We start from the raw sequence: 23,768 nt of genomic DNA, 5'->3' as shown, positions 1-23,768 counted from the left end.
ACCGCTGATCCCAGCATGAACGCCACTTGTCTGCGACATGATGTCCTTTCATATGCCATCTAAAACCCATTGGGTTAGAATGCCCCCCTTTTCTGCCCCGATCCTTGAGGACCGCCATGTTCAGCCGTGATTTGACTATTGCCAAGTACGACGCCGATCTCTTTGCCGCCATGGAGCAAGAAGCTCAGCGCCAGGAAGAGCACATTGAGCTGATCGCTTCGGAAAACTACACCAGCCCTGCGGTGATGGAAGCTCAAGGCTCGGTACTGACCAACAAGTACGCCGAAGGCTACCCGGGCAAGCGCTACTACGGTGGTTGCGAGTTCGTCGACGTGGTCGAGCAACTGGCCATCGATCGTGCAAAAGAACTGTTCGGCGCCGATTACGCCAACGTTCAGCCGCACGCCGGTTCGCAAGCCAACAGCGCCGTTTACCTGGCTCTGCTGCAAGCGGGCGACACCCTCCTGGGCATGAGCCTGGCTCACGGCGGTCACCTGACCCACGGTGCCAGCGTTTCCTCCTCCGGCAAGCTGTACAACGCCGTTCAATACGGCATCGACGGCAATGGCCTGATCGACTACGACGAAGTCGAGCGTCTGGCCGTTGAACACAAGCCAAAAATGATCGTGGCCGGTTTCTCTGCTTACTCGCAGATCCTGGACTTCCCGCGTTTCCGCGAAATCGCTGACAAAGTCGGCGCCTACCTGTTCGTCGACATGGCCCACGTGGCTGGTCTGGTCGCCGCTGGCGTCTACCCGAACCCGGTGCCTTTCGCTGATGTCGTGACCACCACCACGCACAAGACCCTGCGCGGTCCACGTGGCGGTTTGATTTTGGCTCGCGCCAACGCCGACATCGAGAAGAAGCTGAACTCCGCGGTATTCCCGGGCGCCCAGGGCGGCCCGCTGGAGCACGTGATCGCCGCCAAAGCGATCTGCTTCAAGGAAGCGCTGCAGCCTGAGTTCAAGACTTACCAGCAACAAGTGGTGAAGAACGCCAAGGCCATGGCCGGCGTGTTCATCGAGCGCGGTTTCGACGTCGTATCGGGCGGTACTGAAAACCACCTGTTCCTGCTGTCGCTGATCAAGCAGGAAATCTCCGGTAAAGACGCCGACGCCGCTCTGGGCAAGGCTTTCATCACCGTGAACAAGAACTCCGTGCCAAACGATCCACGCTCCCCGTTCGTCACCTCCGGTCTGCGCTTCGGTACTCCGGCTGTGACCACTCGCGGCTTCAAGGAAGCAGAGTGCAAGGAACTGGCCGGCTGGATCTGCGACATCCTGGCGGATCTGAACAACGAAGCGGTGATCGACGCCGTTCGTGAGAAGGTCAAGGCCATCTGCAAGAAACTGCCGGTATACGGCGCTTAATTGCCCCGCTAAACCGCAGCAATGGAAAACCGGCCAGTGATGGCCGGTTTTTTTTCGTCCACGATTTTTTTCAAACAACGAAAAGGCTCAAGGTCAGGGCATTGCGCCCAACTGGTAAGACCGGTCATGCCAACCGCTTAAATTCTGCTTGCGATCACCCAAAAACAGCGCCTAGACTGCGCCTGCACTGGACATACCGGTAAGACCACAATAATTAAGTCCTGAATCTGATGCGCTTAAGCGCACGGCAGCCAGGACACCGACCAGGATTCCTCCCATGCTCAGATGGTGCTCGCGTTCAATCTTCCTCCAAGTGGTTCTCGGACTGGTGCTCGGCATCGTCTGCGGGCTGACCCTTCCTGAATACTCCGCCCAGCTCAAACCGCTCGGCGATGGCTTCATCAAACTGATCAAGATGCTCATCGGTCTGATCGTGTTCTGCGTGGTGGTCAGCGGCATCAGCGGTGCTGGCGACCTGAAGAAAGTCGGCCGCATCGGCCTGAAATCGGTGATCTACTTCGAAATCCTGACCACCATCGCCCTGGTGATTGGTCTGGTGCTCGCTTTCACCACCGGCATCGGCAGCGGCGCGAACATTCATCTGGATCAGCTTTCCGCTGCCGACATGGGCGACATCGCTCAGCGCGGTCAGCACATGCAAACCACCTCCCAGTTCCTGATGAACCTGATCCCGACCTCAGTGATCGGCGCCTTTGCCGAAAACAACATCCTGCAAGTTCTGCTGTTTTCGGTGCTGTTCGGCAGCGCCCTGAATCTGGTGGGTGAAGCCGCCTCCGGTATCTCCCGGTTGATCAACGAACTCAGCCACGTGATCTTCCGCATCATGGGCATGATCGTGCGCCTGGCGCCAATCGGCGTGTTCGGAGCGATTGCCTTCACCACCAGCAAATATGGCCTGGATTCGCTGCAACACCTGGGCAGTCTGGTCGGCCTGTTTTACCTGACCTGTGTGGCGTTTGTGACATTGATTCTCGGCCTGGTGATGCGCCTTTCGGGCCTGAAGATGTGGCCGTTGCTCAAGTACTTGCGCGAAGAACTGCTGATCGTGATGGGCACCGCTTCCTCCGACGCCGTACTCCCACAAATCATGCGCAAGCTTGAGCATCTGGGCATCGGCAGTTCGACGGTCGGGCTGGTGATTCCAACCGGTTACTCGTTCAACCTGGACGGTTTTTCGATCTACCTGACCCTGGCCATCGTGTTCATCGCCAATGCCACCGGCACGCCGCTGGCCATGACCGACTTGCTGACGATTCTGCTGGTGTCGTTGATCACCTCCAAAGGTGCCCACGGGATTCCCGGCTCGGCACTGGTGATTCTCGCGGCGACACTCACAGCGATCCCGGCAATTCCGGTGGTCGGCCTGGTGCTTGTGTTGGCGGTTGACTGGTTCATGGGCATTGGCCGGGCGCTGACCAACCTGATCGGCAACTGCGTGGCTACCGTGGCCATCGCCCGCTGGGAGAAGGACATCGACATCCAACGGGCGAACAAAGTACTTTCCGGCCAGGTGGGTTATACCTTCCAGCCGAGAAAACCTGCTGGCCCGGCGCATCAGCAGGAATTCTGAATAAACACTGTGCCTGCCTGCAGGCAGGCACGGTCATCAATCCTTATGGATGCTCATGGAGCGAACAGTGATCACCTCGTCGACCGTTGTGAATTCAGTCGTAGAAAAACTTCGGGCCGCTTTGGCCCGTGGTCAGTGGCGCTCCGGCGAGATGTTGCCGGGACAGCGTGAGCTGGCCGAACAACTGGGCATCAGCCGCCCGAGCCTGCGTGAAGCCGTCATCGTGCTGGAAACCCTCGGGTTGGTGCGCTCCATGCCCGGTAAAGGCGTGGTGGTGCTGGAGGCCAATCTGAGCGACAGCCAACGCCACGACAACGCGGTGGCCGGTGCGAGCCTGGAAGACGTGCTGCAACTGCGCTACACCCTCGAGCCGTTCATTGTCGGCCTGGTCGCGCAGTCGATCAGCAGCAAGGAAGTCGGGCAATTGCGCCTGACCCTGATGGACATGCGCGAAGCCCTTGAAGCCAACGACAGCGAGGCCGGGGTGAACGCCTACATAGCGTTCCACGAAGAGCTGTTCACGCTGACCTCGAACCCGATTTTCCAGAGTGTGGTGCAACAGACCAGCAACGCCCTCAAGCAAAGCGCAGACGTGCTGCGCAACTCCCCGGAACATTTGGCCGAGCGCCTTGAGGAGAACGAAGCCGTGGTGCGGGCGATCCGCAGCAAGAACAGCGCCCAGGCCAGCGCCGAGATGCGTCGGCACATCCTTCGCGAAGGCCAGAGGATGGGCATCGAATTGAATATCCCGGACGACAACCTCGGCAGTTGAGCCCGCTTTGAACTGGAGACAAGCCATGAACAGCTTCGCCTCACCGCAGACACTCACTGCCCTGCCCTTTCCACCGCGGGCGGATGATCTCTATTCGCAAATCTTCGACGCCATTCTCGAACAGCGCATCGATGCGTCCAGCCGCTTTACCGAGGAAAGCCTGGCGCAGATGTTCAGCGTTCGACGCAGTGACATTCGGGGCGTGCTGACGCGGCTGTCCCATCAGCAGATCATCGTCCTTCGGGCGAACCATCGGCCCCGCGTTGCCGCGCTCGATGCCGAGCAGACCCGGCAGACATTGCATGCCCGGCGGCTGACCGAGATCACGCTGGTGCGACTGGCCTGCCGGCAACCTCGTGCGCAAGACTTGAAGCGCCTGCATACCCTGATCGATAGCGAGCGCCGCTGTACCGCGCGTGGCCCGGCGATTCGGTTGTCGGGGGAGTTTCATTTGCAGTTAGCGGAAATGGCGGGGAATGCGCCGTTGGCGCATTTTCTTGGCAGTCTGGTGCCGCTGACTTCGCTGGCGATTGCGCAGTTTGATGCGCAGGTGGAGGGATATTGCGGGTGGCAGGTGCATGAGGACATTGTGAATGCGGTGGAGCGTGGGGATGCTCGGAAGGCCGAGACACTACTGAGCCGGCATCTGGATCTGCTGGAGGAAACATTGCTGAACGCTGGATCGGTACGCGGCCAGAATCGTGTTGCCGGTTAGATCGCCTTCGCGAGCAAGCCCGCTCCCACATTGATTGATGTTGCCCACTCTATTCGGGACGACGCAAATCCAATGTGGGAGCGGGCTTGCTCGCGAAGGCGGCCTCAAATACGCAGAAAAACTCTAACCTTACTCCGCCGCTACCCGCGCAAACCCCTCACGGATTTTCTCTTCCGGCAAATCATCGGCAATAAACACGATCACACTTTCCCGCGGTTCATCATCAGCCCACTCGGTATCCCAGTCGAAGCCGTAAAGCTTCAGCACACCTTGAAACACCATACGTCGTGATTCGCCGACGATGTTCAACACGCCTTTGTAGCGCAGCAGTTGCTTGCCATGGTCTTCCAGCAGCTCGTTCATGAACTCACTGAGTTTGTCGATATCCAGTGGCTTGTCGGTTCGCAGCACCAGGCTGGAAATGCGGTCGATGGACGGCGCTTTGCTCACCGGGCGCAGGCTGACGCCGCCGCCAAGGTCAGCATTGAGATTGAAACCGCGCACATCGAGCAATTCGGCCAGATCGATCTTGCCGTGCTCGACCACGCGAATCGGTGCGCGACGGTTGATGCGCGTCAGCCGTTCGCTGAGGGCGTTGAAGGTCGCTTCGTCCACCAGATCGCGTTTGCTCACCAGCAAGCGGTCGGCGAAACCGATCTGCGCCTGGGCAATGGTTTGGGTCAGGTGAGTGTCAGCGTGCGCCGCGTCGACGAGGGTGATGATGCCGTCGAGGATGTAGCGCTCGCGCAGCGCTTCATCGATGAAGAACGTTTGCGCCACCGGTGCCGGGTCGGCCAGGCCGGTGCATTCGATCACCAGACGGTCGAAGGCGATTTCATCGCTGTCCAGGCGTTCGAGCAGCAAATACAAGGCCTTTGTCAGATCGGTGTGGATGGTGCAGCAGACGCAGCCGTTGGACAGCGTCATCACCTGCACCGGTTCGTCGCCCAATAGTTGGGTATCGATACCGGCGTCGCTGAATTCGTTCTCGATCACGGCGATTTTCAGGCCGTGTTCGACTTTGAGCAGATGGCGCAACAGCGTGGTTTTACCCGCGCCAAGGAAGCCACTGAGGATCGTGACAGGGATGGGAGAGGACAACTGGAGTCTCCTGTTTTACAAAATTAGAAAGCAACACTAAACAACTGTGGGAGCGAGCCTGCTCGCGAAAGCGGTGTGTCAGTCAACATCAGTGTCGAATGACAGATTGCCTTCGCGAGCAGGCTCGCTCCCACAGATTTTTGCTTCACATCATGACCTGACTCAGCAGATCAACAGCACTTCGGCCCACCCTTGCCACCGTAACGAGCTTCCTGGCGTTCCCGGAAGAACATCTCGTAGCTCATCACCGGTTTGTCCGGGTGTTTGGTTTGCATATGCTCGACGTAATTGTCGTAGTCGGGCATCCCCACCATCAGGCGCGCGGCCTGACCGAGGTATTTACCGAGGCGACTCAGGTCATTGAACATGCTGCAATCCTCGATCAAGCATCCGGCAGAGCCTGGAATGGCGCTTCTTTATCCGTACGTTCTTTGGTGCCCCAGGCGGCGATACCGACCTTGAGCGCAAAGAACAGGATACTGAATACCACGAACAGGAACAGCGCGGTCAGCGTTGCGTTGGTGTAGGCGTTGAAGATCACGTGCTGCATTTGGGTGATGTCCTTGGCCGGGGCGAGGATCTGACCGTTGGCCAGCGCATCGCTGTACTTCTTGGCCAGCGACAGGAAGCCGATCGCCGGGTTGGCGTCGAACAGCTTGATGAAACCGGCAGTGGTGGTGCAGATCAGCAACCACACCGCTGGCAGCATGGTGACCCAGACGTAGCGTTGACGTTTCATTTTGATCAGCACAACGGTGCCGAGCATCAGCGCGATACCGGCCAGCATCTGGTTGGAGATACCGAACAGCGGCCACAAGGTGTTGATGCCACCCAGCGGATCGATCACACCCTGGTACAGCAACCAACCCCACATCGACACGCAACCAGCAGTCGCGATCAGGTTGGCGGTCCAGGATTCGGTGCGCTTCAGCGCCGGCACGAAGGCGCCAAGCAAGTCCTGCAGCATGAAACGGCCGGCACGGGTACCGGCGTCCACCGCGGTCAAGATGAACAGCGCTTCGAACAGGATCGCGAAGTGGTACCAGAACGCCATGGTGTTTTCACCCGGCAGGACACTGTGCAGGATCTGCGCGATACCCACCGCCAGGGTCGGCGCACCGCCGGCACGGGCGAGGATGGTGGTTTCACCGATGTCCTTGGCCACCGCCTGCAACGCTTCCGGCGTGATTGCAAAGCCCCAGCTGCTGACCATCTGCGCGACCGAAACCACGTCACTGCCGACGATGGCCGCCGGGCTGTTCATGGCGAAATACACGCCTGGCTCAATCACCGACGCGGCAACCATGGCCATGATGGCGACGAAGGATTCCATCAGCATGCCGCCGTAACCGATGTAACGGGCGTTGACTTCGTTATCCAACATTTTCGGTGTGGTGCCCGAAGCAATCAGCGAGTGAAAACCCGAGACCGCGCCACAGGCGATGGTAATAAACAGGAATGGGAACAGACCGCCCTTCCACACCGGCCCGGTGCCGTCGATGAACTGGGTCAGAGCCGGCATTTTCAAGTCAGGCATGGTGATCAGGATGCCGATCGCCAACGCCACGATAGTACCGATTTTGAGAAACGTGGACAGGTAATCACGCGGTGCCAGAATCAGCCAGATCGGCAACACTGCGGCAACAAAACCGTAGCCGATCAGCATCCAGGTTATTTGTACGCCGGTGAAGGTGAACGCTTTGGCCCACACCGGATCGGCAGCCACTTGCCCGCCCAGCCAGATCGAACCCAGCAACAGCAACACGCCAATCACCGAGATTTCACCGATCCGGCCCGGACGGATGTAGCGCATGTAGATGCCCATGAACATCGCGATCGGGATGGTCGCCATCACCGTGAAAATCCCCCAAGGGCTTTCAGCCAGGGCTTTCACGACGATCAGCGCCAACACCGCGAGGATGATGATCATGATCAGGAAGCAGCCAAAGAGCGCGATGGTCCCAGGGATACGGCCCATTTCCTCACGGACCATGTCGCCGAGTGAACGACCATTGCGGCGGGTGGACATGAACAGGACCATGAAGTCCTGAACGGCACCGGCCAGCACTACACCGGCAATCAGCCACAGCGTACCGGGCAAATAGCCCATCTGCGCCGCCAATACCGGACCGACCAGCGGCCCCGCGCCAGCGATGGCCGCGAAGTGGTGACCGAAGAGGATGTGTTTGTTGGTGGGGACGTAGTCCAGACCGTCATTGTTAAGCACGGCGGGGGTGGCCCGTCGCGGGTCGAGTTGCATCACATTGTTAGCGATGAACAGACTGTAATAACGATAGGCAACCAGATAAATGGCCACCGCAGCGACCACAATCCACAAGGCGTTGATCGCCTCGCCTCGGCGCAATGCCACTACACCAAGGGCGCACGCACCTACAATTGCCAGCAGCAGCCAGGGTAAGTGGCGTAGCAGGCTATTATTGTTTTTCATTTTATGATTCCAGCCAGGGAGGACAAGAAAGACAGCCGTTCGGAGTTTAGCGCTAACGGCCGCAAAGGCCATACCCCGACATGGGTTGCGCCATCACTTTGCTGGCAGCCTTTGACAATGCGGGTCTATAGTCAGCGGACATTCAGAGGATTGCGCCATGAGCGAGCACCTTGCCGATCGCCGCCGCTTCAAACGTATTGCGTTCGATGCCCGAACCGAGCTAAGCCAGGGGGAATTCATCTGGCCGGTGAAGTTGATCGATCTGTCCCTGAAGGGACTGTTGGTCGAAAAGCCCGAGCCGTGGCTGGGTAATCGGGACTGGCATTTCCTGGTCGATATTCATCTCAACGAAGAGGTCGAGATCAAGATGGATGTGATGTTGACCCACGATGACCATGGTCAGCTCGGCTTCGTCTGCAAACACATCAGTCTGGAATCCATCGAGCGCCTGCGGCGGTTGATTGAGTTCAACCTGGGCGACCCGCAGGAGCTGGAGCGGGAGTTGGGGGCGCTGATCGAAATTTAACCAACGCCCGCCATCGTTACTCGAACAACGCGTCCAACGCCTGTTCCAGACGCGTCACGGCAATAATCTGCAACCCCGGCGGTGCCTCTTTCGGCGCATTGCCCTTGGGCACGATGGCGCGCTTGAAGCCGTGTTTGGCGGCTTCTTTCAAGCGTTCCTGACCGCTTGGCACTGGGCGTACCTCGCCGGAAAGCCCGACTTCGCCGAACACCAGCAGATCATGGGGCAATGGCCGGTTGCGCAAACTGGACATGACCGCCGCCATCAGCGCCAGGTCGGATGCCGTTTCCAGCACCTTGACCCCGCCGACCACGTTGAGGAATACGTCCTGATCGTGGGTCGGAATGCCGCCGTGACGGTGCAGCACCGCCAGCAACATCGCCAGACGATTCTGATCCAGACCCAGCGTTACCCGACGTGGATTGGCGAGATGGCTGTCATCCACCAACGCCTGGACTTCCACCAACATCGGTCGCGTACCTTCCCACGTCGCCATGACCACACTGCCCGGCACTTCTTCCTGAGCACGAGTGAGAAAAATCGCCGAAGGGTTAGAGACTTCTTTCAGGCCCTTGTCGGTCATTCCGAACACGCCCAGTTCATTGACGGCGCCGAAACGGTTTTTCACCGCCCGCAACAAACGCAAGCGCCCATCGGACTCGCCTTCGAAATACAGAACCGTGTCGACCATGTGCTCCAGCACTCGCGGCCCCGCCAATGCACCTTCTTTGGTCACGTGGCCGACCAGAAAAATCGCTGTGCCGCTCTGCTTGGCATAGCGCACCAGCAACGCCGCACTTTCCCGAACCTGCGACACGCCGCCAGGTGCCGATTGCAGCTGCTCGGTGAAGATCGTCTGGATCGAGTCGATCACCATCACTTTGGGTTTTTCCTGCCGGGCCGTGGCGATGATGGTTTCAATGCAGGTTTCGGTCATCACCCGCAGTTGATCCTGAGGCAAGCCGAGACGGCGGGCGCGCATGGCCACTTGCTGTTGGGATTCTTCGCCGGTGACGTACAACGCCGGCATGCTTTTAGCCAGGTTGCACAAGGTTTGCAGCAGAATGGTCGATTTGCCGATGCCCGGATCGCCGCCGATCAGCACCACCGAACCGTCTACCAGACCACCGCCCAGCACCCGATCGAGTTCGCTGGAGGCCGTGGAAAAACGCGGAATTTCTTCGACGCTGACTTCGGCCAGGGTCCTGATCTGAGCCTGCTGGCCGGTCCAGCCGGTGCGACCGCTGGGAGCTGCGGCGCCGCCACTCTCGACCATGGTTTCCGTCAGGGTATTCCAGGCCCCGCACTCACCGCACTGGCCAGCCCACTTGGGGAAGGTTGAGCCACACTCGGTGCAGCCGTACATGCGCTTGGCCTTGGCCATCTGAACTCCCGGCAAAAAAACGCGATGATAGCTCAGCTGGAGCGGATCAGCGCGGCGAAGTCGCCCAGCGGATCTTCGGTAGCAACTTGTTCAGCCCTTGGAATACATTCACCGCAGGACTAATCATAAAAACCTGTACAACTTCCTGCCCCAATATATTCAATCAAGCGCCTCGCCAAATGAAACAAAAATCAAAACCTGTACAAATCTTTTCCATTTAAAACCCGAACGTACAATCCAACTTACACGTTGACCTTATGATATGCATAGCCACGGACAACTTCTTCTTGGCGTGGGTTTTATATCTTGCAATCCATTATGCAAACTTCATATAACGCACATTGCCCTTGAATCAACCCAGCGATGCGACCGCCTTCACTTTATCTCGCTTTATCATCATCTCCTCCGCTCAGCAGAGGCAAGTTAGCGCTGAGCATGAATGTCCTGCGCACGATAGGGAAATTCGTTGGCGCCCCCTGCCCAGAGCGGCCTGCTCGGCATTTTGTAAACTTTTTACTGCCAAGAAGGTCGGTAGCAGGCAAGCTCTGTGAGCAGTAGTGTCGAGCAGGATGCATCTTGCTGATTTACACTGCGCTCACCAACCTCATCGGTACCAAGGAAATAACTTATGGGCGTGATAACTGAGTTCAAGGCCTTCGCGGTCAAAGGTAATGTGGTCGACATGGCCGTCGGTATCATCATCGGCGCCGCCTTCGGCAAGATCGTTTCATCGTTTGTCGGCGATGTGGTGATGCCACCCCTCGGCCTGCTGATCGGAGGGGTGGATTTCAGTGACCTGGCCATCACGCTCAAGGCAGCCAACGGCGATATCCCGGCGGTAATGGTGGCGTACGGTAAATTCATCCAGAGCCTGATCGACTTCATCATCGTCGCCTTCGCGATCTTCATGGGCGTCAAAGCCATCAACCGTCTGAAACGCGAAGAGGCCGTTGCGCCAACGCTGCCGCCGGTTCCGACCAAAGAAGAGGTGCTGTTGGAAGAAATCCGCGATCTGCTCAAGGCCCAGAACAATCGGCCCTGAACGCTTTTGTGAATCAACAAACGGCGCCCTTGAGGTGCCGTTTTTTTTACCAGTAGTTTTCCACCGCCACTTGCCCGGGCCGTCGACTGAGGCTCAAGTGCATGTCGCGCTGTTTGAGCAATTTACGCGTGTCATCGATCATCTGAGGATTGCCGCAGAGCATGACCCTCGAATGCTCGGCCGTCAGCGCCACACCTGCCGCCCGCTCCAGCTCGCCATTTTCGATCAGCGTCGTAATCCGGCCACTCAGGGCCCCAGGATGCTGCTCGCGAGTGACGGTCGTGATGAACTGCAGTTTGTGCGCGAACTCCGCTAAATAGTCGCGTTGCGCCAACCCGCTGATGAGCTCCTGATACGCCAGCTCCCGGGCTTCGCGCACACTGTAGACCAGGATAATTCGTTCAAATTTCTCCCAAACCTCGAAGTCCTGCAGGATCGATAGAAACGGCGCCAGACCGGTGCCTGTGGATAACAGCCAGAGATCACGGCCATCGACAAAACGATCGAGCGTCAGGTAACCAAAGGCCTGACGTTCGACCAGCAACGTATCGTCGACGCCCAGCCGACTCAGCTCGCAGGTGAACTCCCCCCCCGGCACCACAATAGAAAAGAATTCGAGGAATTCGTCATAGGGCGACGACACCATGGAATAGGCGCGCCATACGGTGCTGCCATCAGCTTTGGTGACACCTAACCGGGCGAATTGCCCGGCACGAAAACGAAAACCCGGATCCCGGGTGGTCCGCAGGGTGAACAGACTGGAGGTCAACGGCTGGACGTCGAGCAAGGTCTGGCGAGTGAACTTTTCTGCACTGGCGGTCATGGGGCGCTCCATTTAACAGATAGCCACAGTGTCCTGCAAAGTGGCTGGCTTAAACACCGATGATTTGTAGTGGCTTTAGCCAGGCACGCTCATTTTCAATAACTTCATAGAACAATTTAATACTAACCGCTCAGTTAACTCACAATTACAAAGCCAATTATAGGAAGCCCGACATCTCGCTTTCCAAGCCCGTATCGCTAAACGTTAGAACCAAATACTTGTTTAAAAAATGTAAGCAAATCCAAAAATTCTGAACGTGTCAGTAGGAATTATCCTACACTCGGTTCGTGTCGTATTTTGGATCCAAAAATGCACCCCAAGTAATTCCACAAATGGAGAGACGAGATGGTGAGGTGGAAGGAATCACAGCTCAACCAATTATCGCGTGCAACGGAAATTGATACCGCGTACAGGATTTCACTTGGCTTCGCCAAAAACATTGGGTTTAAATTTTTCTCCTTTTCAACAAGATACCCAACAAAAGCTGACCATTTTAATACGGTCCAGCTCAACAACTTCCCCACGGACTGGAACATTGAATATGAACAAAAAAACTTTGGGGAGATAGATCCAGTAGTAGCTCATTGCAATCACTCAAGACTACCTATTCTTTGGAGTGAAGCGCTTTTCACCAAGGTTCCGTGGTTGTGGGACGCGCTTGAGCAACAAGGATTGCAGCACGGTTGGTCACAATCGTTCCATGATGAGGAAAACGGTCATTGCAGCATTCTGAGCCTGGCGAGAAGCCATTGCCCGATAACGCCATATGAGCTGTATGAAAATCTCGGTTTTGCAATGCTCATTGGGCACCATCTGCATATGTTGATCGCGCAGACCCTGCCCAAGAAAGCTGCAAAGCCCTGCGCACCGCATTTGTCCCCCCGCGAACTTGACGTATTGAAACTGGCGGCTGAAGGCAAGACTGCATATGAGAGTGCCAGAATCCTCAATCTCAGCGCACGCACGGTCAATTTTCATGTGCAAAGCGCGATTCTGAAACTGGGAGTCATTAACAAGATTTCGGCAGTCCTCGCCGCCGCCAAGGAAGGCTTCCTCAACACCAGTGCGATACGTTGACGCAAAAAACCTGCGAGTAATCCAAAAGAAAAAAACGTACCATTTGCGGTCCTTCTTGAGTGATGACGTGTGAACCTTCACGACGCAGTACACTCGGACGGTCTCGCCCGCTACAACGCCCCCTGGGCCGCGGGACACCTGTTGATGCCCCCTGTTGATTACCCAGAGCCCCGCCTCATGCCCTTGCTCGAAACACCCTTCGCCCGACTCGACCTGATCCGCCAGCCCGACCAGCAGAACGAACCGCTGCAGGCGTTTGATGCCGCAGACGAATACCTGCTCAATCATTTGGCTGACCAACAGCCCTCGGCCGGCACTCGGGTTTTGGTGCTCAACGACAGTTTTGGCGCATTGGCCGCCAGCCTGGTGGGCAAGGTTCAAGTAACCAGCAGCGGTGACTCGTTCCTGGCCTTTCAGGGGCTGGAAAAAAATCTGATCCGTAACGGCCAGGCGTTTGATACGGTGCCGAGCGTACCGGCCAGCGAAGCCTTTTCAGGCCCCTTTGACCGGGTACTGATCCGGGTGCCGAAAACCCTCGCCTTGCTGGAAGAGCAATTGATTCGCTTGCAGGAACAACTCGCGCCGGGGGCTCAGGTGATTGCTGCTGCGATGATCAAGCATTTACCCCGAGCCGCGGGCGATCTGCTGGAACGCTACATCGGCCCGGTGCAAGCCTCGTTGGCGGTGAAGAAAGCTCGGCTATTGATCGCGACCGCTGAAGTCAAAGCGCCCGTCGTGTCCCCCTACCCGACCCGTTATCGACTCGACACACCTGAGATCGAACTGCTTAATCACGCCAATGTGTTCTGCCGCGAAGGGCTGGACATCGGCACGCGAGCGTTTTTACCGCACCTGCCAAAAAACCTCGGCTCGGCGCGGGTCGCCGACCTCGGTTGCGGTAACGGGGTTCTGGCCATTGCCAGCGCTTTGCAAAACCCTGAGGCCCATTACACGATGGTGGACGAGTCGTTCATGGCCGTGCAATCGGCCGCCGAAAACTGGCGCGCGGCACTGGGTGACCGCGAAGTGATGGTACGTGCCGACGATGGTTTGGCGGGTCAAGAACCTCAGTCCCTGGACGTGGTGCTGTGCAATCCACCGTTTCACCAGCAACAAGTCGTTGGCGACTTCCTGGCCTGGCGCATGTTCCAGCAGGCCCGAGAGGCTCTGGTAGTAGGGGGTGCGCTGTACATCGTCGGCAACCGTCATCTGGGTTATCACAGCAAGCTCGCGCGGTTGTTCCGCGGCGTCGAGCAAGTGGCGGCCACACCCAAGTTCGTGATCCTTAAAGCCCGCAAATGACGGGTAAAAAAACCGTCCATCGGGAGGGTTGTAAATCCGTGCCGCAAGGCAACGGAATGGGATCAGGTGTCAAAAAATCAGTGGGTCGTCAGGCCCGCGGCATTCATGAACATGCGCATCAGGCTGGCCACGATGAACAGCGCTACGACGCTGCCGGTCCAGATCATCGCCAGCCAGCCGAGTCGCTGCCAGAGCGGCTTTTTCTCTGCTGCTTCGATTTCCTGCAAGGAATGTTTACCCGCTTTCATCGCAATCTCCTCTGAAAGGGCGCAGGTATCGGCACTGCGCCGCTGTCGCGTGATCTAGTGGTAACCATCTTCGTGGGTGACCTTGCCGCGGAACACGTAGTAGCTCCAGAAGGTGTAACCCAGGATGAACGGGATGATGAACAACGTGCCCACCAGCATGAAGCCCTGACTTTGCGGCGGTGCGGCAGCGTCCCAGATCGAGATCGACGGCGGCACGATGTTGGGCCACAGGCTGATGCCCAGACCGCTGTAGCCAAGGAAAATCAGCACCAGTGTCAGCAGGAACGGCGTGTAGTTCGCATGGCGAGCCACCGCGCGGATCAAGCCGTACATGGTCACCAGCACCAGAATCGGCACCGGCAGGAACCAGAACAGATTCGGCAGGGTAAACCAGCGAGACGCGATGTCGGCGTGGGCCAGGGGAGTCCAGATGCTGACGATACCGATCACCGCCAGCACCACGAAGGCCAGTGGTCGTGCCAGGTCATGCATCTGCTCCTGCAACTTGCCTTCGGTCTTCATGATCAGCCAGGTGCAGCCAAGCAGCGCGTAAGCCACCACCAGCGCTGCGCCACAGAACATTGTGAACGGCGTGAACCAGTCCAGTGAGCCGCCGGCAAACTGACGGTTGACCACTGGAAATCCATCGATGAACGCCCCCAACGCCACGCCCTGGAAGAAGGTAGCGGCGATTGAGCCACCGATGAACGCCTTGTCCCAGAGATGGCGCTTGTCGTCCTTGGCCTTGAAGCGGAACTCGAAAGCCACGCCGCGGAAGATCAGCCCGATCAGCATGAAAATCAGCGGCAGGTACAACGCCGAGAGCACCACCGAATAGGCCAGCGGGAAGGCACCGAACAACGCTGCGCCACCCAGTACCAGCCAGGTTTCGTTACCGTCCCAGACCGGCGCGACGGTGTTCATCATCACGTCACGGTCAGTCTTGCCCTTGATGAACGGGAAGAGAATCCCGATACCCAGGTCGAAGCCGTCCATGACCACGTACATCATGATGCCGAAGATGATGATCACGGCCCAGATCAGCGGAAGATCGATACCCATGAGTCAAATCTCCTTGGTCAGGCTGGGGCTGTGATCACCGTCACCGTTGTCATCGGCGGCGGACAGCGGCCGGGCCGGTGTGCGTTTCTTGCCTGGACCGCCCTCGGGCGTTTCCTTGCCTTCGTCGATCTTCGGCCCTTTGCGCACCAGGCGCATCATGTAGCCCAGACCGGCACCGAACAGCGCGAAATAGACCACGACAAACATGATCAACGTGATGCTCATCTGCATGAAGCTGTGATTGGAGGACGCATCCGCCGTGCGCATCAAGCCGTAGACCACCCACGGCTGACGGCCGATTTCAGTGGTGAACCAACCGGCGAGGATCGCGATCAGGCCGGACGGGCCCATCCACAACGCCAGGTACAGGAACGGCCGCGAGGTATAGAGCCTGTCGTGTTTGCGCAGCCACAGGCTCCACAAACCGGTAAAAATCATCAGGAAACCCAGACCAACCATGATCCGGAACGACCAGAACACAATGGTTGAATTCGGCCGGTCTTCAGGCGGGAAGTCCTTGAGCGCCGGCACCTGCTTGTCCAGCGAGTGCGTGAGGATCAGGCTGCCCAGGTACGGAATCTCTACCGCGAACTTGGTCCGCTCTTCTTTCATGTCCGGCCAGCCGAACAGGATCAGCGGGGTCGGTTCATCACCATGGTTTTCCCAGTGGCCTTCAATCGCGGCGATTTTCGCCGGCTGATGCTCAAGCGTATTCAGCCCGTGGAAGTCACCGATGACGGCCTGAATCGGCGCCACGATCAACGCCATCCACATGGCCATCGAGAGCATGGTGCGGATCGCCGGGTTGTCCTTGCCGCGCAGCAAATGCCAGGCCGCCGAGGAACCGACGAAGAAGGCGGTCGCCACGAACGCTGCCGTCGACATATGCAGCAGACGGTACGGGAACGACGGGTTGAAGATCACTGCCAGCCAGTCAGTTGGAATGACCTGGCCATTGACGATTTCGTAGCCCTGCGGGGTCTGCATCCAGCTGTTGGAGGCGAGAATCCAGAAGGTCGAAATCAGTGTGCCGATGGCCACCATGACCGTGGCGAAGAAGTGCAGATTGCGCCCAACCTTGTTCCAGCCAAACAGCATGACACCGAGGAAACCCGCTTCGAGGAAGAAAGCAGTGAGCACTTCATAGGTCAACAACGGGCCGGTCACGGCACCTGCGAAGTCCGAGAAACGGCTCCAGTTGGTGCCGAACTGATAGGCCATGACCAGCCCGGAGACCACGCCCATACCGAAGTTGACGGCAAAGATCTTCGACCAGAAATGGTACAGATCGCGGTACGTATCGTTGTTGGTTTTCAGCCACAGACCTTCGAGCACCGCCAGGTAACTCGCCAAGCCAATGGTGATGGCCGGGAACAGGATGTGGAACGAGATGGTGAACGCGAACTGCATCCGGGCGAGATCAAGAGCCTCCAAACCGAACATAAGTCTTCCTCTGTCAGGTAATACCGGCTGAAGGCTTGTGGCCTACACCCACTGCCCCCACGGATATGGAGTGTGGCGAATTTGAATTCGTTCTTTTTTTACCAACATCACAACGTAGGGAGTTTGGCCAACTGGCCTCCGGATCATTTCAACGTACGGTCTTGATCTGGATCAAGCAACGGTAAAAGAGTAGTCCCATTTTTGACGATGGACGGTGTGGTCTTTTGCCGCGTGACAGGTTGCCTCACTGATTCGGGCCAGGCATATCGGTGTCTAGCTAACGAAATTTCCCGAACCTGCAACTTTTGGTTACAGCTTGGTGATAATCTCGACCCTCCCCTCGCTCAAGACCTGCCCTGAGATGCCCAGCCAAGCGCCCTTGCTGTTACGTCATCACCGCCCATTTATCGCGTTTTGGCTGGCTCGGGTGTTTACCGCCAGCGGTTTTCAGATGCTCACGGTGGCCATTGGCTGGAACCTCTACCAACTGACCGGCAATGTGCTCGATCTGGGCCTGGTCGGTCTGGTGGAGTTCGCTCCGCGAGTGCTGTTCATGCTGCACACCGGGCATGTCGCCGACCGCTATGACCGACGCAAGGTCGCGGCGATCTGCCAGTCCCTGCAAGCGCTGATCACCCTGTCGCTGGCCATCGGCAGCGCGACCGACCATGTCACCCGGGAGATGATCTTCATCCTCGCGTTCCTGCTTGGAGCCGCGCGCTCCTTCGAGATGCCGACCACTCAGGCCCTGCTGCCGAGCATCGTGCCCAGCGCGCTGTTTCCCCGCGCCGTCGCCGCCGCCCAATCCGCACAGCAATCAGCAACCATCGTCGCCCCGGCGTTGGGTGGTTTGCTTTACGCCTTCGGCAGCGTCTGGGTCTATGGCCCGACGGTGATCCTCTACCTCATCGCCTGCATGCTGATGCTCAACCTGCCGGCCCGGCAGACACCGTTGAACAAGGGCAAGGCAACCCTGGATTCTTTGCTGGCGGGCATCCGTTTCATTCGCAGTCGTCCGGACATTCTCGGGGCAATTTCTCTGGATCTGTTCGCCGTCCTGCTCGGCGGTGCGACGGCGTTGCTGCCAGTGTTCGCCAAGGACATCCTGCTGACCGGCCCTTGGGGCCTGGGCCTGTTGCGTTCAGCGCCGGCGGTGGGTGCGCTGCTGATGTCGCTGTACCTGGCGAGATTTGCCGTGGAACGCAACGTCGGACGGGTCATGTTCACCGCTGTGGGTATATTTGGCGTCGCGACCATTGCGTTCGGCCTGTCGACCTCGTTCTGGTTTTCCCTGGCGGTGTTGGTGGTGTTGGGCGCGGCGGACATGATCAGCATGGTGATCCGCGCCTCCTTCGTGCAACTGGAAACCCCGGACGAAATGCGCGGCCGGGTCAGTGCCGTGAATGGCTTGTTCATTGGCGCTTCGAATCAGTTGGGTGAATTCGAATCCGGCTTGACCGCCCACTGGTTCGGCACGGTGCCGGCAGTGGTCATGGGCGGTATTGGCACTTTGGTGGTGACAGGGGCGTGGATCAAACTGTTCCCGACCCTGGCCAATCGAGACCGCATGCATGTGCCGGTGGATGAAGTGAAGGCTTGAAGCAGTTGCCAATCACAATTTTTCCGAGCAGGTGCAATACATAGATAGTGCAACAGGTGTAATGTATCGCCTTACACTTGCTCCATGATCAAATCCTTTCAGCACAAAGGCCTTCGTGGCTTCTATGAAACAGGTTCGACTCGTGGGATCCGCGCAGATCATGCGAAGCGTCTGTCTCGAATGCTTCAGTTCATGGACCGCGCAACGCTACCTGGCGACCTGGATCTTCCGGGATGGCGATTACACCCACTCAAGGGAGAACTGACCGAATATTGGTCACTGAGCGTTTCGGGGAACTGGCGAGTTATTTTTCGTTTTATCGGTTCAGATATCGAACTGGTCGACTATCTGGACTACCACTGACAGGAGGCAGGACATGCCCATGCACAACCCGCCACACCCTGGTGAAACCCTTTTGATGGATGTATTGCCTGAACTTGGCATCAGCGTCACAGAATTGGCCCGGCACCTGAGATTTGCGCGCCCGCATCTATCGAGAGTCCTGCATGGCCACGCGCCGATCAGTCCTGATTTGGCGGTACGCCTGGAGCGGGCTGGAATTGGTAAGGCCAGAATGTGGCTAGGCGTTCAGACCGACTACGATCTCTGGCAAGCGGAGCAGCGCGAGCAACCGGTCATCGAACCCATTGCCGTCCACGCCTGACACTGTCTAAACCACCAACTCCCCCGCCACTGCCGCTCGCGTGGCTTTGCCGCAGAGTTGTTCCACTAGCGTCAGGGCAAACACCAATGCTGCCGCCGAACCCTGCGCGGTGATGCAGTTGCCATCGACCACCACCGGTTGATCGACGAAGTTGCAGCCCAACAGTTGATGGCTGGCCGATGGCAGGCAGGTCATGCGCCTCTGACGCAGTACGCCAAAGGCTTGCAGCGCCAGCGCCGGGGCCTCGGCGATACCGGCGAACAGACGTCCGGCCGCGGCCTGATCCTTGATCAATTGTTGCAGGGGTTGATGGGCCGCCAGATGTTGCGCCCCCACGGTACCGCCGGGCAGGGCGATCAGGTCGAACGGCTGTGCCAGCAAGTCCACCAGCATCGCATCGGCCGTCAAGCGGGTGCCGCGGGCGCACGTGATCATGCGTCGCCCCTCGATACTGGCCACCACCACTTCCACCTTGGCGCGGCGCAACACATCGATCAGGGTCGCTGATTGCAGGTCATCGATGCCCTCGGCGAGGGTAATCAGAGCTCTAAAGGTCATGGGCGCAGTCCACAGGATGATCTTTAAAGCGTAGTCAGGTTTCCTGTCCCTTGTTCGAACCCGCCGTTACTTGATGTAAAGCTGCGTCGACAGCGTATTGCCTGGCGCGTTGATCGACGTGTTGCTGAAGGTGAATGTGCCTTCCTGCTTGCCGGCCAGATCGAAGACATATAAATAGCCGACGGTTTTTCTCCCGACGGTGCACTCGGTCAGGTTGCCATTATCAAAAGCACAGACCGGGGTTCGGGTGCCGTTCACGTCAAAACCATCCAGCCCGACATGTGCCCTGCGGCCGTAGCCGACTTCCAGCACGTAGATCCTGATGTTCGGTCCGCTGTGATTACAGCGCGTCTGCTCCTGTCCCTCGGCAATGTTTTCAAAACCACAGCCCGGCGACTCGACCTTGAGTACCTTCACCTGACTCAACGGCGCCGCCGATGCAGCCGAGGCGGTGTGTGCCCCCAGAAACAGGGCGATCGACACTCCGAATACGGCAATCAGACGTTTATTCATGCAATACATACATACCCCCAAAACCAGCGCGCAGTATGGCGCAGTTGGCTTTGACGCAAAACATCGACGACGATCGCAGCCATAAGCAGCCATAGACCCACGCTGCTGGTATGATGCGCGGCTTTTTCCGACCCACAGAAAATGACCAGGGCGCCATCAGCGGTCTGTGCTTTGCTGTTGAGGTCGATACATTCACGGCGCCGGGCGCGCCACGGGGAGCAGACATGCTGGAAAGGCTGTTTCAACTCAAGGCACATAACACCAACGTGCGGACCGAGATTCTGGCGGGCGTCACGACCTTTTTGGCCATGGCCTACATTCTGTTCGTCAACCCGAGCATCCTCGGCGAGACCGGCATGGACAAGGGCGCGGTGTTCGTCGCCACGTGTCTTGCAGCCGCCATCGGCTCCACGGTGATGGGCCTGATCGCCAACTACCCGATCGCCCTCGCGCCGGGCATGGGCCTGAACGCTTTCTTTACTTACACTGTGGTCCTGCACATGGGCCATACCTGGCAAGTGGCGCTGGGGGCCGTGTTCATCTCGGCGGTGCTGTTTTTCCTGCTGTCGATCTTCCGCATCCGCGAATGGATCATCAACAGCATCCCGTTGCCGCTGCGCTCGGCGATTGCCGCCGGTATCGGCCTGTTCCTGGCCCTGATCGCCCTGCATAACGCGGGCATCGTGGTGAGCAACCCGGCAACCATGGTCGGCCTCGGCGATTTGAAACAACCGGCCCCGATCCTCGCGACCCTCGGCTTTGCCCTGATCGTGGCGCTCGAAGCCCTGAAAATTCGCGGCGCGGTACTGATCGGCATTCTGGCGGTGACCATCGTTTCGATCGTGATGGGCTTCACCCCGTTTGGCGGCGTGATGTCGATGCCGCCGTCCCTGGCCCCGACGTTCCTGCAACTGGACATCAAGGGCGCCCTGGACATCGGTCTGGTCAGCGTGATTTTCGCCTTCCTGTTCGTCGACCTGTTCGACAACTCCGGCACCCTGATCGGCGTCGCCAAGCGCGCCGGCCTGATGGGCAAGGACGGTCATATGCCGAAAATGGGTCGCGCCCTGATCGCAGACAGTACCGCGGCCATGGCCGGTTCGCTGCTGGGCACCTCGACCACCACCAGCTACATCGAATCCGCAGCCGGCGTGAGCGCCGGTGGCCGCACCGGCCTGACCGCCGTTGTCGTAGCGATTCTGTTCCTGCTGGCGCTGTTTTTCTCGCCATTGGCGGCCAGCGTTCCAGCCTTTGCTACCGCGCCTGCACTGCTGTTCGTCGCGGTATTGATGACATCCGGCCTGGCCGAAATAGACTGGGACGACATCACAGTCGCCGCACCGGTCGTGGTCACCACCTTGGCCATGCCGTTCACTTATTCCATCGCCAACGGCATCGCCTTCGGTTTCATCTCCTGGACCGCGATCAAGTTGCTGTCCGGCCGCGCCCGTGAGCTCAACCCGGCGCTGGTGATTCTGTCGATTCTGTTCGTGATCAAGTTGGGTTGGTTCAACGCATGACTTTTGATTCCCAGGCTTACGCCGTTCAGCTCGAAGAAAAGGTCACGCGCCTGCGTGACCTGCTGGCCCCGTTCGGTGCGCCAGAACCTGCAGTGTTCGACTCGCCGCTGCAAAATTTCCGCCTGCGCGCCGAATTCCGCTTGTGGCGCGAAGCCGGCGAGCGTCACTACGCGATGTTTTCCCAGGAAGATAAACGCACACCGATCCTGATCGAAGAGTTCCCGATCGCCAGCCTGCGCATCAACGAGTTGATGCCGCAGCTGAAGGCAGCGTGGAAAGCGAGCGCGGCCCTGAGCCACAAGCTGTTTCAGGTGGAGTTCCTGACCACGTTGGCCGGCGATGCGATGATCACGCTGTGCTATCACCGCCCGCTGGATGAGCATTGGCACGCGGCGGCCTCGAAACTGGCCGCCGATCTGAACGTCAGCATCATCGGCCGCTCCAAGGGCAAACGCGAAGTGATTGGTCACGATTACGTGGTCGAGCAGATGGAAGTCGGCGGTCGCACCTTCAGCTACCGCCAGCCGGAAGGCGCGTTCACCCAGCCCAACGGCAGCGTGAACCAGAAGATGCTCAACTGGGCTTACGACTCACTCGGTGATCGCTCCGACGATTTGCTGGAGCTGTATTGCGGCAACGGCAACTTCACCCTGCCGCTCGCGACGCGCGTGCGCAAAGTGCTGGCCACCGAAATCAGCAAGGCCTCGGTCAACGCAGCGTTGAGCAATCTCAGCGAAAACGCTGTGGATAACGTCACGTTGGTGCGTTTGTCCGCCGAGGAGCTGACCGAAGCCCTGAACGAAGTTCGTCCGTTCCGTCGTCTGCACGGCATCGATCTGAAGAGCTACGAATTCGGTAGCGTCTTCGTCGATCCGCCTCGCGCCGGTATGGACCCGGACACCTGCGAGCTGACCCGTCGCTTCGACAACATCCTCTATATTTCCTGCAACCCGGAAACCCTGGCGGCCAACATCGCCCAACTGCACGACACCCACAGCATCACGCGATGCGCAATGTTCGACCAGTTTCCGTGGACCCATCACATGGAATCCGGGGTGTTGTTGACCCGTCGTTGATTGCCGTTGGCAGAAACAAATCAGCCGTCATCACGACGGCTTTTTTGTGCGTGCTTAAAGTGTGACATCTGCCTTGCGCGGACGCCCGCCCTTACGGCCATTCGCCCGGGCAGCCTCTGCTTTAGCGGCGCTGCTCTGGCGACCGTTACGCGAAGCGATGACCGACGCGGCCATATCCATCAGCGGCTTGCTGGCCGAAATCATCCCGGCGATAGAAACCTGCAGATCTTTACCTTCGTGGCAAAGGGCTGTCCCGGAAAAGCCGACTTTCAGGTCTGCGAAATCATCGACGTCGAAATTATCGAATTCCGGATAGTGGCGCACGGGCAAAAGCACGCCACTGCCATCAATGAAACCGACCGCCAGGCACGGTTCCACAAAGGTCACCGAAGTCGCCTGCAGACCGCCTTTGTGCCGCACTTGCCCACGCTGGATGGCTTCATCCAGCACGGCCTCGGTTACGGGCCGATCCACCAACATTTTTGCTGTTATCGTTTTCATAGTTCGATCTCCACACCCTCCGGAACGCCCATCAGCGCCAGTAGGGTCTTGTTCGTCTCGGGCTCATAGCAAGCCGAGCCAATCATGCAGGTCGTACTGGCGACCCTTTTTACCACCACGATTTCGCTGGTTTGCCAGTCCCATAGCTGATGATCGAGGCAGACCGTTTGTAGCTTGTCCCACCAGATACACCGAGCGCGGCGCAAATGAGCGGGTTGTCCGAGTGCGTGACGCAACCCTTCCAGCACCGCCACAGGTGGCCTGCGAGAATGAGGAACCACGTCCCACAGTTCGACACTGTTGTGCCAGAAGCTGAATTTGAAGCGCGCACTCCAGGTTCCGGCATCCACATGTGCATGCGGCGGGCAGTGCTCATCGCGCAACATGATCACCATTGAAAACCCTTTGTAGCTGAATAATCTCATGCTAAC

The 23,768-nt window shown here is 58.2% G+C and carries 25 protein-coding genes; 13 read left to right on the top strand and 12 right to left on the bottom strand.

The annotated features are described in order from the left end of the window. Positions 1-116 precede the first annotated feature (116 nt). From glyA to ACYZTX_RS06095, 4 genes are all read left to right on the top strand, one after another. Positions 117-1,370, top strand: coding sequence for a serine hydroxymethyltransferase (gene glyA, locus ACYZTX_RS06110; protein WP_462033342.1), 1,254 nt, complete (start codon positions 117-119; stop codon positions 1,368-1,370). A 277-nt stretch (positions 1,371-1,647) separates the two neighbouring features. Further along, the gene (locus ACYZTX_RS06105; protein WP_462033341.1) at positions 1,648-2,961 is read left to right on the top strand and encodes a C4-dicarboxylate transporter DctA; all 1,314 of its coding nucleotides are present in this window, start codon (positions 1,648-1,650) and stop codon (positions 2,959-2,961) included. Between the two features lie 67 nt (positions 2,962-3,028). After that, the gene (locus ACYZTX_RS06100) at positions 3,029-3,733 is read left to right on the top strand and encodes a FadR/GntR family transcriptional regulator (RefSeq protein ID WP_462033340.1); all 705 of its coding nucleotides are present in this window, start codon (positions 3,029-3,031) and stop codon (positions 3,731-3,733) included. A gap of 25 nt (positions 3,734-3,758) precedes the next feature. Beyond that, positions 3,759-4,448, top strand: a complete 690-nt coding sequence (locus ACYZTX_RS06095) for a GntR family transcriptional regulator (protein ID WP_462033339.1) — start codon at positions 3,759-3,761, stop codon at positions 4,446-4,448. 129 nt (positions 4,449-4,577) lie between these two features. Here ACYZTX_RS06095 and yjiA read toward each other — a convergent pair whose 3' ends face one another. The 3 genes from yjiA to ACYZTX_RS06080 form a co-directional block, all read right to left on the bottom strand. Then, the gene (yjiA, locus tag ACYZTX_RS06090) at positions 4,578-5,549 is read right to left on the bottom strand and encodes a GTPase (RefSeq protein ID WP_462033338.1); all 972 of its coding nucleotides are present in this window, start codon (positions 5,547-5,549) and stop codon (positions 4,578-4,580) included. Positions 5,550-5,719: 170 nt separating this feature from the next. After that, positions 5,720-5,917, bottom strand: a complete 198-nt coding sequence (locus ACYZTX_RS06085; RefSeq protein WP_007895266.1) for a YbdD/YjiX family protein — start codon at positions 5,915-5,917, stop codon at positions 5,720-5,722. A 14-nt stretch (positions 5,918-5,931) separates the two neighbouring features. Continuing rightward, positions 5,932-7,998: a carbon starvation CstA family protein gene (locus ACYZTX_RS06080; RefSeq protein ID WP_462033337.1), complete on the bottom strand. Its 2,067-nt coding sequence runs from the start codon at positions 7,996-7,998 to the stop codon at positions 5,932-5,934. A gap of 157 nt (positions 7,999-8,155) precedes the next feature. On the opposite strand from ACYZTX_RS06080, the gene ACYZTX_RS06075 reads away from it, so the two are divergent. After that, positions 8,156-8,524 (top strand): PilZ domain-containing protein, encoded by a 369-nt coding sequence (locus ACYZTX_RS06075; protein ID WP_462033336.1) that lies wholly within the window; start codon positions 8,156-8,158, stop codon positions 8,522-8,524. A 16-nt stretch (positions 8,525-8,540) separates the two neighbouring features. Here ACYZTX_RS06075 and radA read toward each other — a convergent pair whose 3' ends face one another. Then, positions 8,541-9,908 (bottom strand): DNA repair protein RadA, encoded by a 1,368-nt coding sequence (gene radA / locus ACYZTX_RS06070; protein WP_462033335.1) that lies wholly within the window; start codon positions 9,906-9,908, stop codon positions 8,541-8,543. Between the two features lie 628 nt (positions 9,909-10,536). Here radA and mscL point away from each other — a divergent pair. Continuing rightward, entirely contained in the window at positions 10,537-10,950 is a 414-nt protein-coding gene (mscL, locus tag ACYZTX_RS06065) for a large-conductance mechanosensitive channel protein MscL (RefSeq protein ID WP_462033334.1), read from the top strand. Positions 10,951-10,996: 46 nt separating this feature from the next. Here mscL and ACYZTX_RS06060 read toward each other — a convergent pair whose 3' ends face one another. Further along, positions 10,997-11,773 carry a ferredoxin--NADP reductase gene (locus ACYZTX_RS06060; protein WP_462033333.1) on the bottom strand — a complete coding sequence of 259 codons (777 nt, stop codon included), beginning with the start codon at positions 11,771-11,773 and terminating at the stop codon, positions 10,997-10,999. Between the two features lie 345 nt (positions 11,774-12,118). Here ACYZTX_RS06060 and ACYZTX_RS06055 point away from each other — a divergent pair, with 345 nt between their 5' ends. After that, positions 12,119-12,850, top strand: a complete 732-nt coding sequence (locus tag ACYZTX_RS06055; protein ID WP_462033332.1) for a helix-turn-helix transcriptional regulator — start codon at positions 12,119-12,121, stop codon at positions 12,848-12,850. A gap of 177 nt (positions 12,851-13,027) precedes the next feature. Continuing rightward, positions 13,028-14,152 (top strand): methyltransferase, encoded by a 1,125-nt coding sequence (locus ACYZTX_RS06050; RefSeq protein WP_462033331.1) that lies wholly within the window; start codon positions 13,028-13,030, stop codon positions 14,150-14,152. Positions 14,153-14,229: 77 nt separating this feature from the next. Here the strand turns inward: ACYZTX_RS06050 and ACYZTX_RS06045 are convergent, their stop codons facing one another. The 3 genes from ACYZTX_RS06045 to ACYZTX_RS06035 are packed head-to-tail and all read right to left on the bottom strand — an operon-like array spanning position 14,230 to position 16,905. Continuing rightward, positions 14,230-14,400, bottom strand: a complete 171-nt coding sequence (locus ACYZTX_RS06045; protein ID WP_082555883.1) for a DUF2474 domain-containing protein — start codon at positions 14,398-14,400, stop codon at positions 14,230-14,232. Positions 14,401-14,454: 54 nt separating this feature from the next. Beyond that, on the bottom strand, positions 14,455-15,462 hold the full coding sequence (gene cydB, locus ACYZTX_RS06040) for a cytochrome d ubiquinol oxidase subunit II (protein WP_449645977.1): 1,008 nt from the start codon (positions 15,460-15,462) through the stop codon (positions 14,455-14,457). A gap of 3 nt (positions 15,463-15,465) precedes the next feature. Continuing rightward, positions 15,466-16,905 carry a cytochrome ubiquinol oxidase subunit I gene (locus ACYZTX_RS06035; RefSeq protein WP_462033330.1) on the bottom strand — a complete coding sequence of 480 codons (1,440 nt, stop codon included), beginning with the start codon at positions 16,903-16,905 and terminating at the stop codon, positions 15,466-15,468. A gap of 361 nt (positions 16,906-17,266) precedes the next feature. Between ACYZTX_RS06035 and ACYZTX_RS06030 the strand changes: the two genes are divergently transcribed. The 3 genes from ACYZTX_RS06030 to ACYZTX_RS06020 all read left to right on the top strand — a co-directional run bounded on the left by ACYZTX_RS06030 (position 17,267) and on the right by ACYZTX_RS06020 (position 19,169). Further along, positions 17,267-18,505, top strand: coding sequence for an MFS transporter (locus ACYZTX_RS06030; RefSeq protein WP_462033329.1), 1,239 nt, complete (start codon positions 17,267-17,269; stop codon positions 18,503-18,505). Positions 18,506-18,589: 84 nt separating this feature from the next. Beyond that, complete coding sequence (locus tag ACYZTX_RS06025; RefSeq protein ID WP_082555882.1) at positions 18,590-18,868, top strand: type II toxin-antitoxin system RelE/ParE family toxin; 279 nt, start codon at positions 18,590-18,592, stop codon at positions 18,866-18,868. A gap of 13 nt (positions 18,869-18,881) precedes the next feature. Next, positions 18,882-19,169 carry a HigA family addiction module antitoxin gene (locus tag ACYZTX_RS06020; RefSeq protein WP_283181760.1) on the top strand — a complete coding sequence of 96 codons (288 nt, stop codon included), beginning with the start codon at positions 18,882-18,884 and terminating at the stop codon, positions 19,167-19,169. A 6-nt stretch (positions 19,170-19,175) separates the two neighbouring features. Here the strand turns inward: ACYZTX_RS06020 and ACYZTX_RS06015 are convergent, their stop codons facing one another. Continuing rightward, positions 19,176-19,727, bottom strand: a complete 552-nt coding sequence (locus tag ACYZTX_RS06015; RefSeq protein ID WP_462033328.1) for a DJ-1 family glyoxalase III — start codon at positions 19,725-19,727, stop codon at positions 19,176-19,178. A gap of 66 nt (positions 19,728-19,793) precedes the next feature. Next, complete coding sequence (locus ACYZTX_RS06010; RefSeq protein WP_462036992.1) at positions 19,794-20,249, bottom strand: DUF4879 domain-containing protein; 456 nt, start codon at positions 20,247-20,249, stop codon at positions 19,794-19,796. Between the two features lie 215 nt (positions 20,250-20,464). Between ACYZTX_RS06010 and ACYZTX_RS06005 the strand changes: the two genes are divergently transcribed. Next, complete coding sequence (locus tag ACYZTX_RS06005) at positions 20,465-21,760, top strand: NCS2 family permease (RefSeq protein WP_462033327.1); 1,296 nt, start codon at positions 20,465-20,467, stop codon at positions 21,758-21,760. Further along, the gene (trmA, locus tag ACYZTX_RS06000; protein WP_462033326.1) at positions 21,757-22,836 is read left to right on the top strand and encodes a tRNA (uridine(54)-C5)-methyltransferase TrmA; all 1,080 of its coding nucleotides are present in this window, start codon (positions 21,757-21,759) and stop codon (positions 22,834-22,836) included. Before ACYZTX_RS06005 ends, trmA begins: the two co-directional genes overlap by 4 nt. Positions 22,837-22,890: 54 nt before the next feature. Here trmA and ACYZTX_RS05995 read toward each other — a convergent pair whose 3' ends face one another. Next, positions 22,891-23,337 (bottom strand): DUF2442 domain-containing protein, encoded by a 447-nt coding sequence (locus ACYZTX_RS05995; RefSeq protein ID WP_462033325.1) that lies wholly within the window; start codon positions 23,335-23,337, stop codon positions 22,891-22,893. Then, the gene (locus ACYZTX_RS05990; RefSeq protein ID WP_462033324.1) at positions 23,334-23,762 is read right to left on the bottom strand and encodes a DUF4160 domain-containing protein; all 429 of its coding nucleotides are present in this window, start codon (positions 23,760-23,762) and stop codon (positions 23,334-23,336) included. Before ACYZTX_RS05990 ends, ACYZTX_RS05995 begins: the two co-directional genes overlap by 4 nt. Positions 23,763-23,768 lie beyond the last annotated feature (6 nt).

This window comes from Pseudomonas sp. MDT1-17, assembly GCF_054898105.1.
The sequence above is the reverse complement of the archived record's forward strand: the minus strand, read 5'-3'. Positions and strand labels throughout refer to the sequence as shown.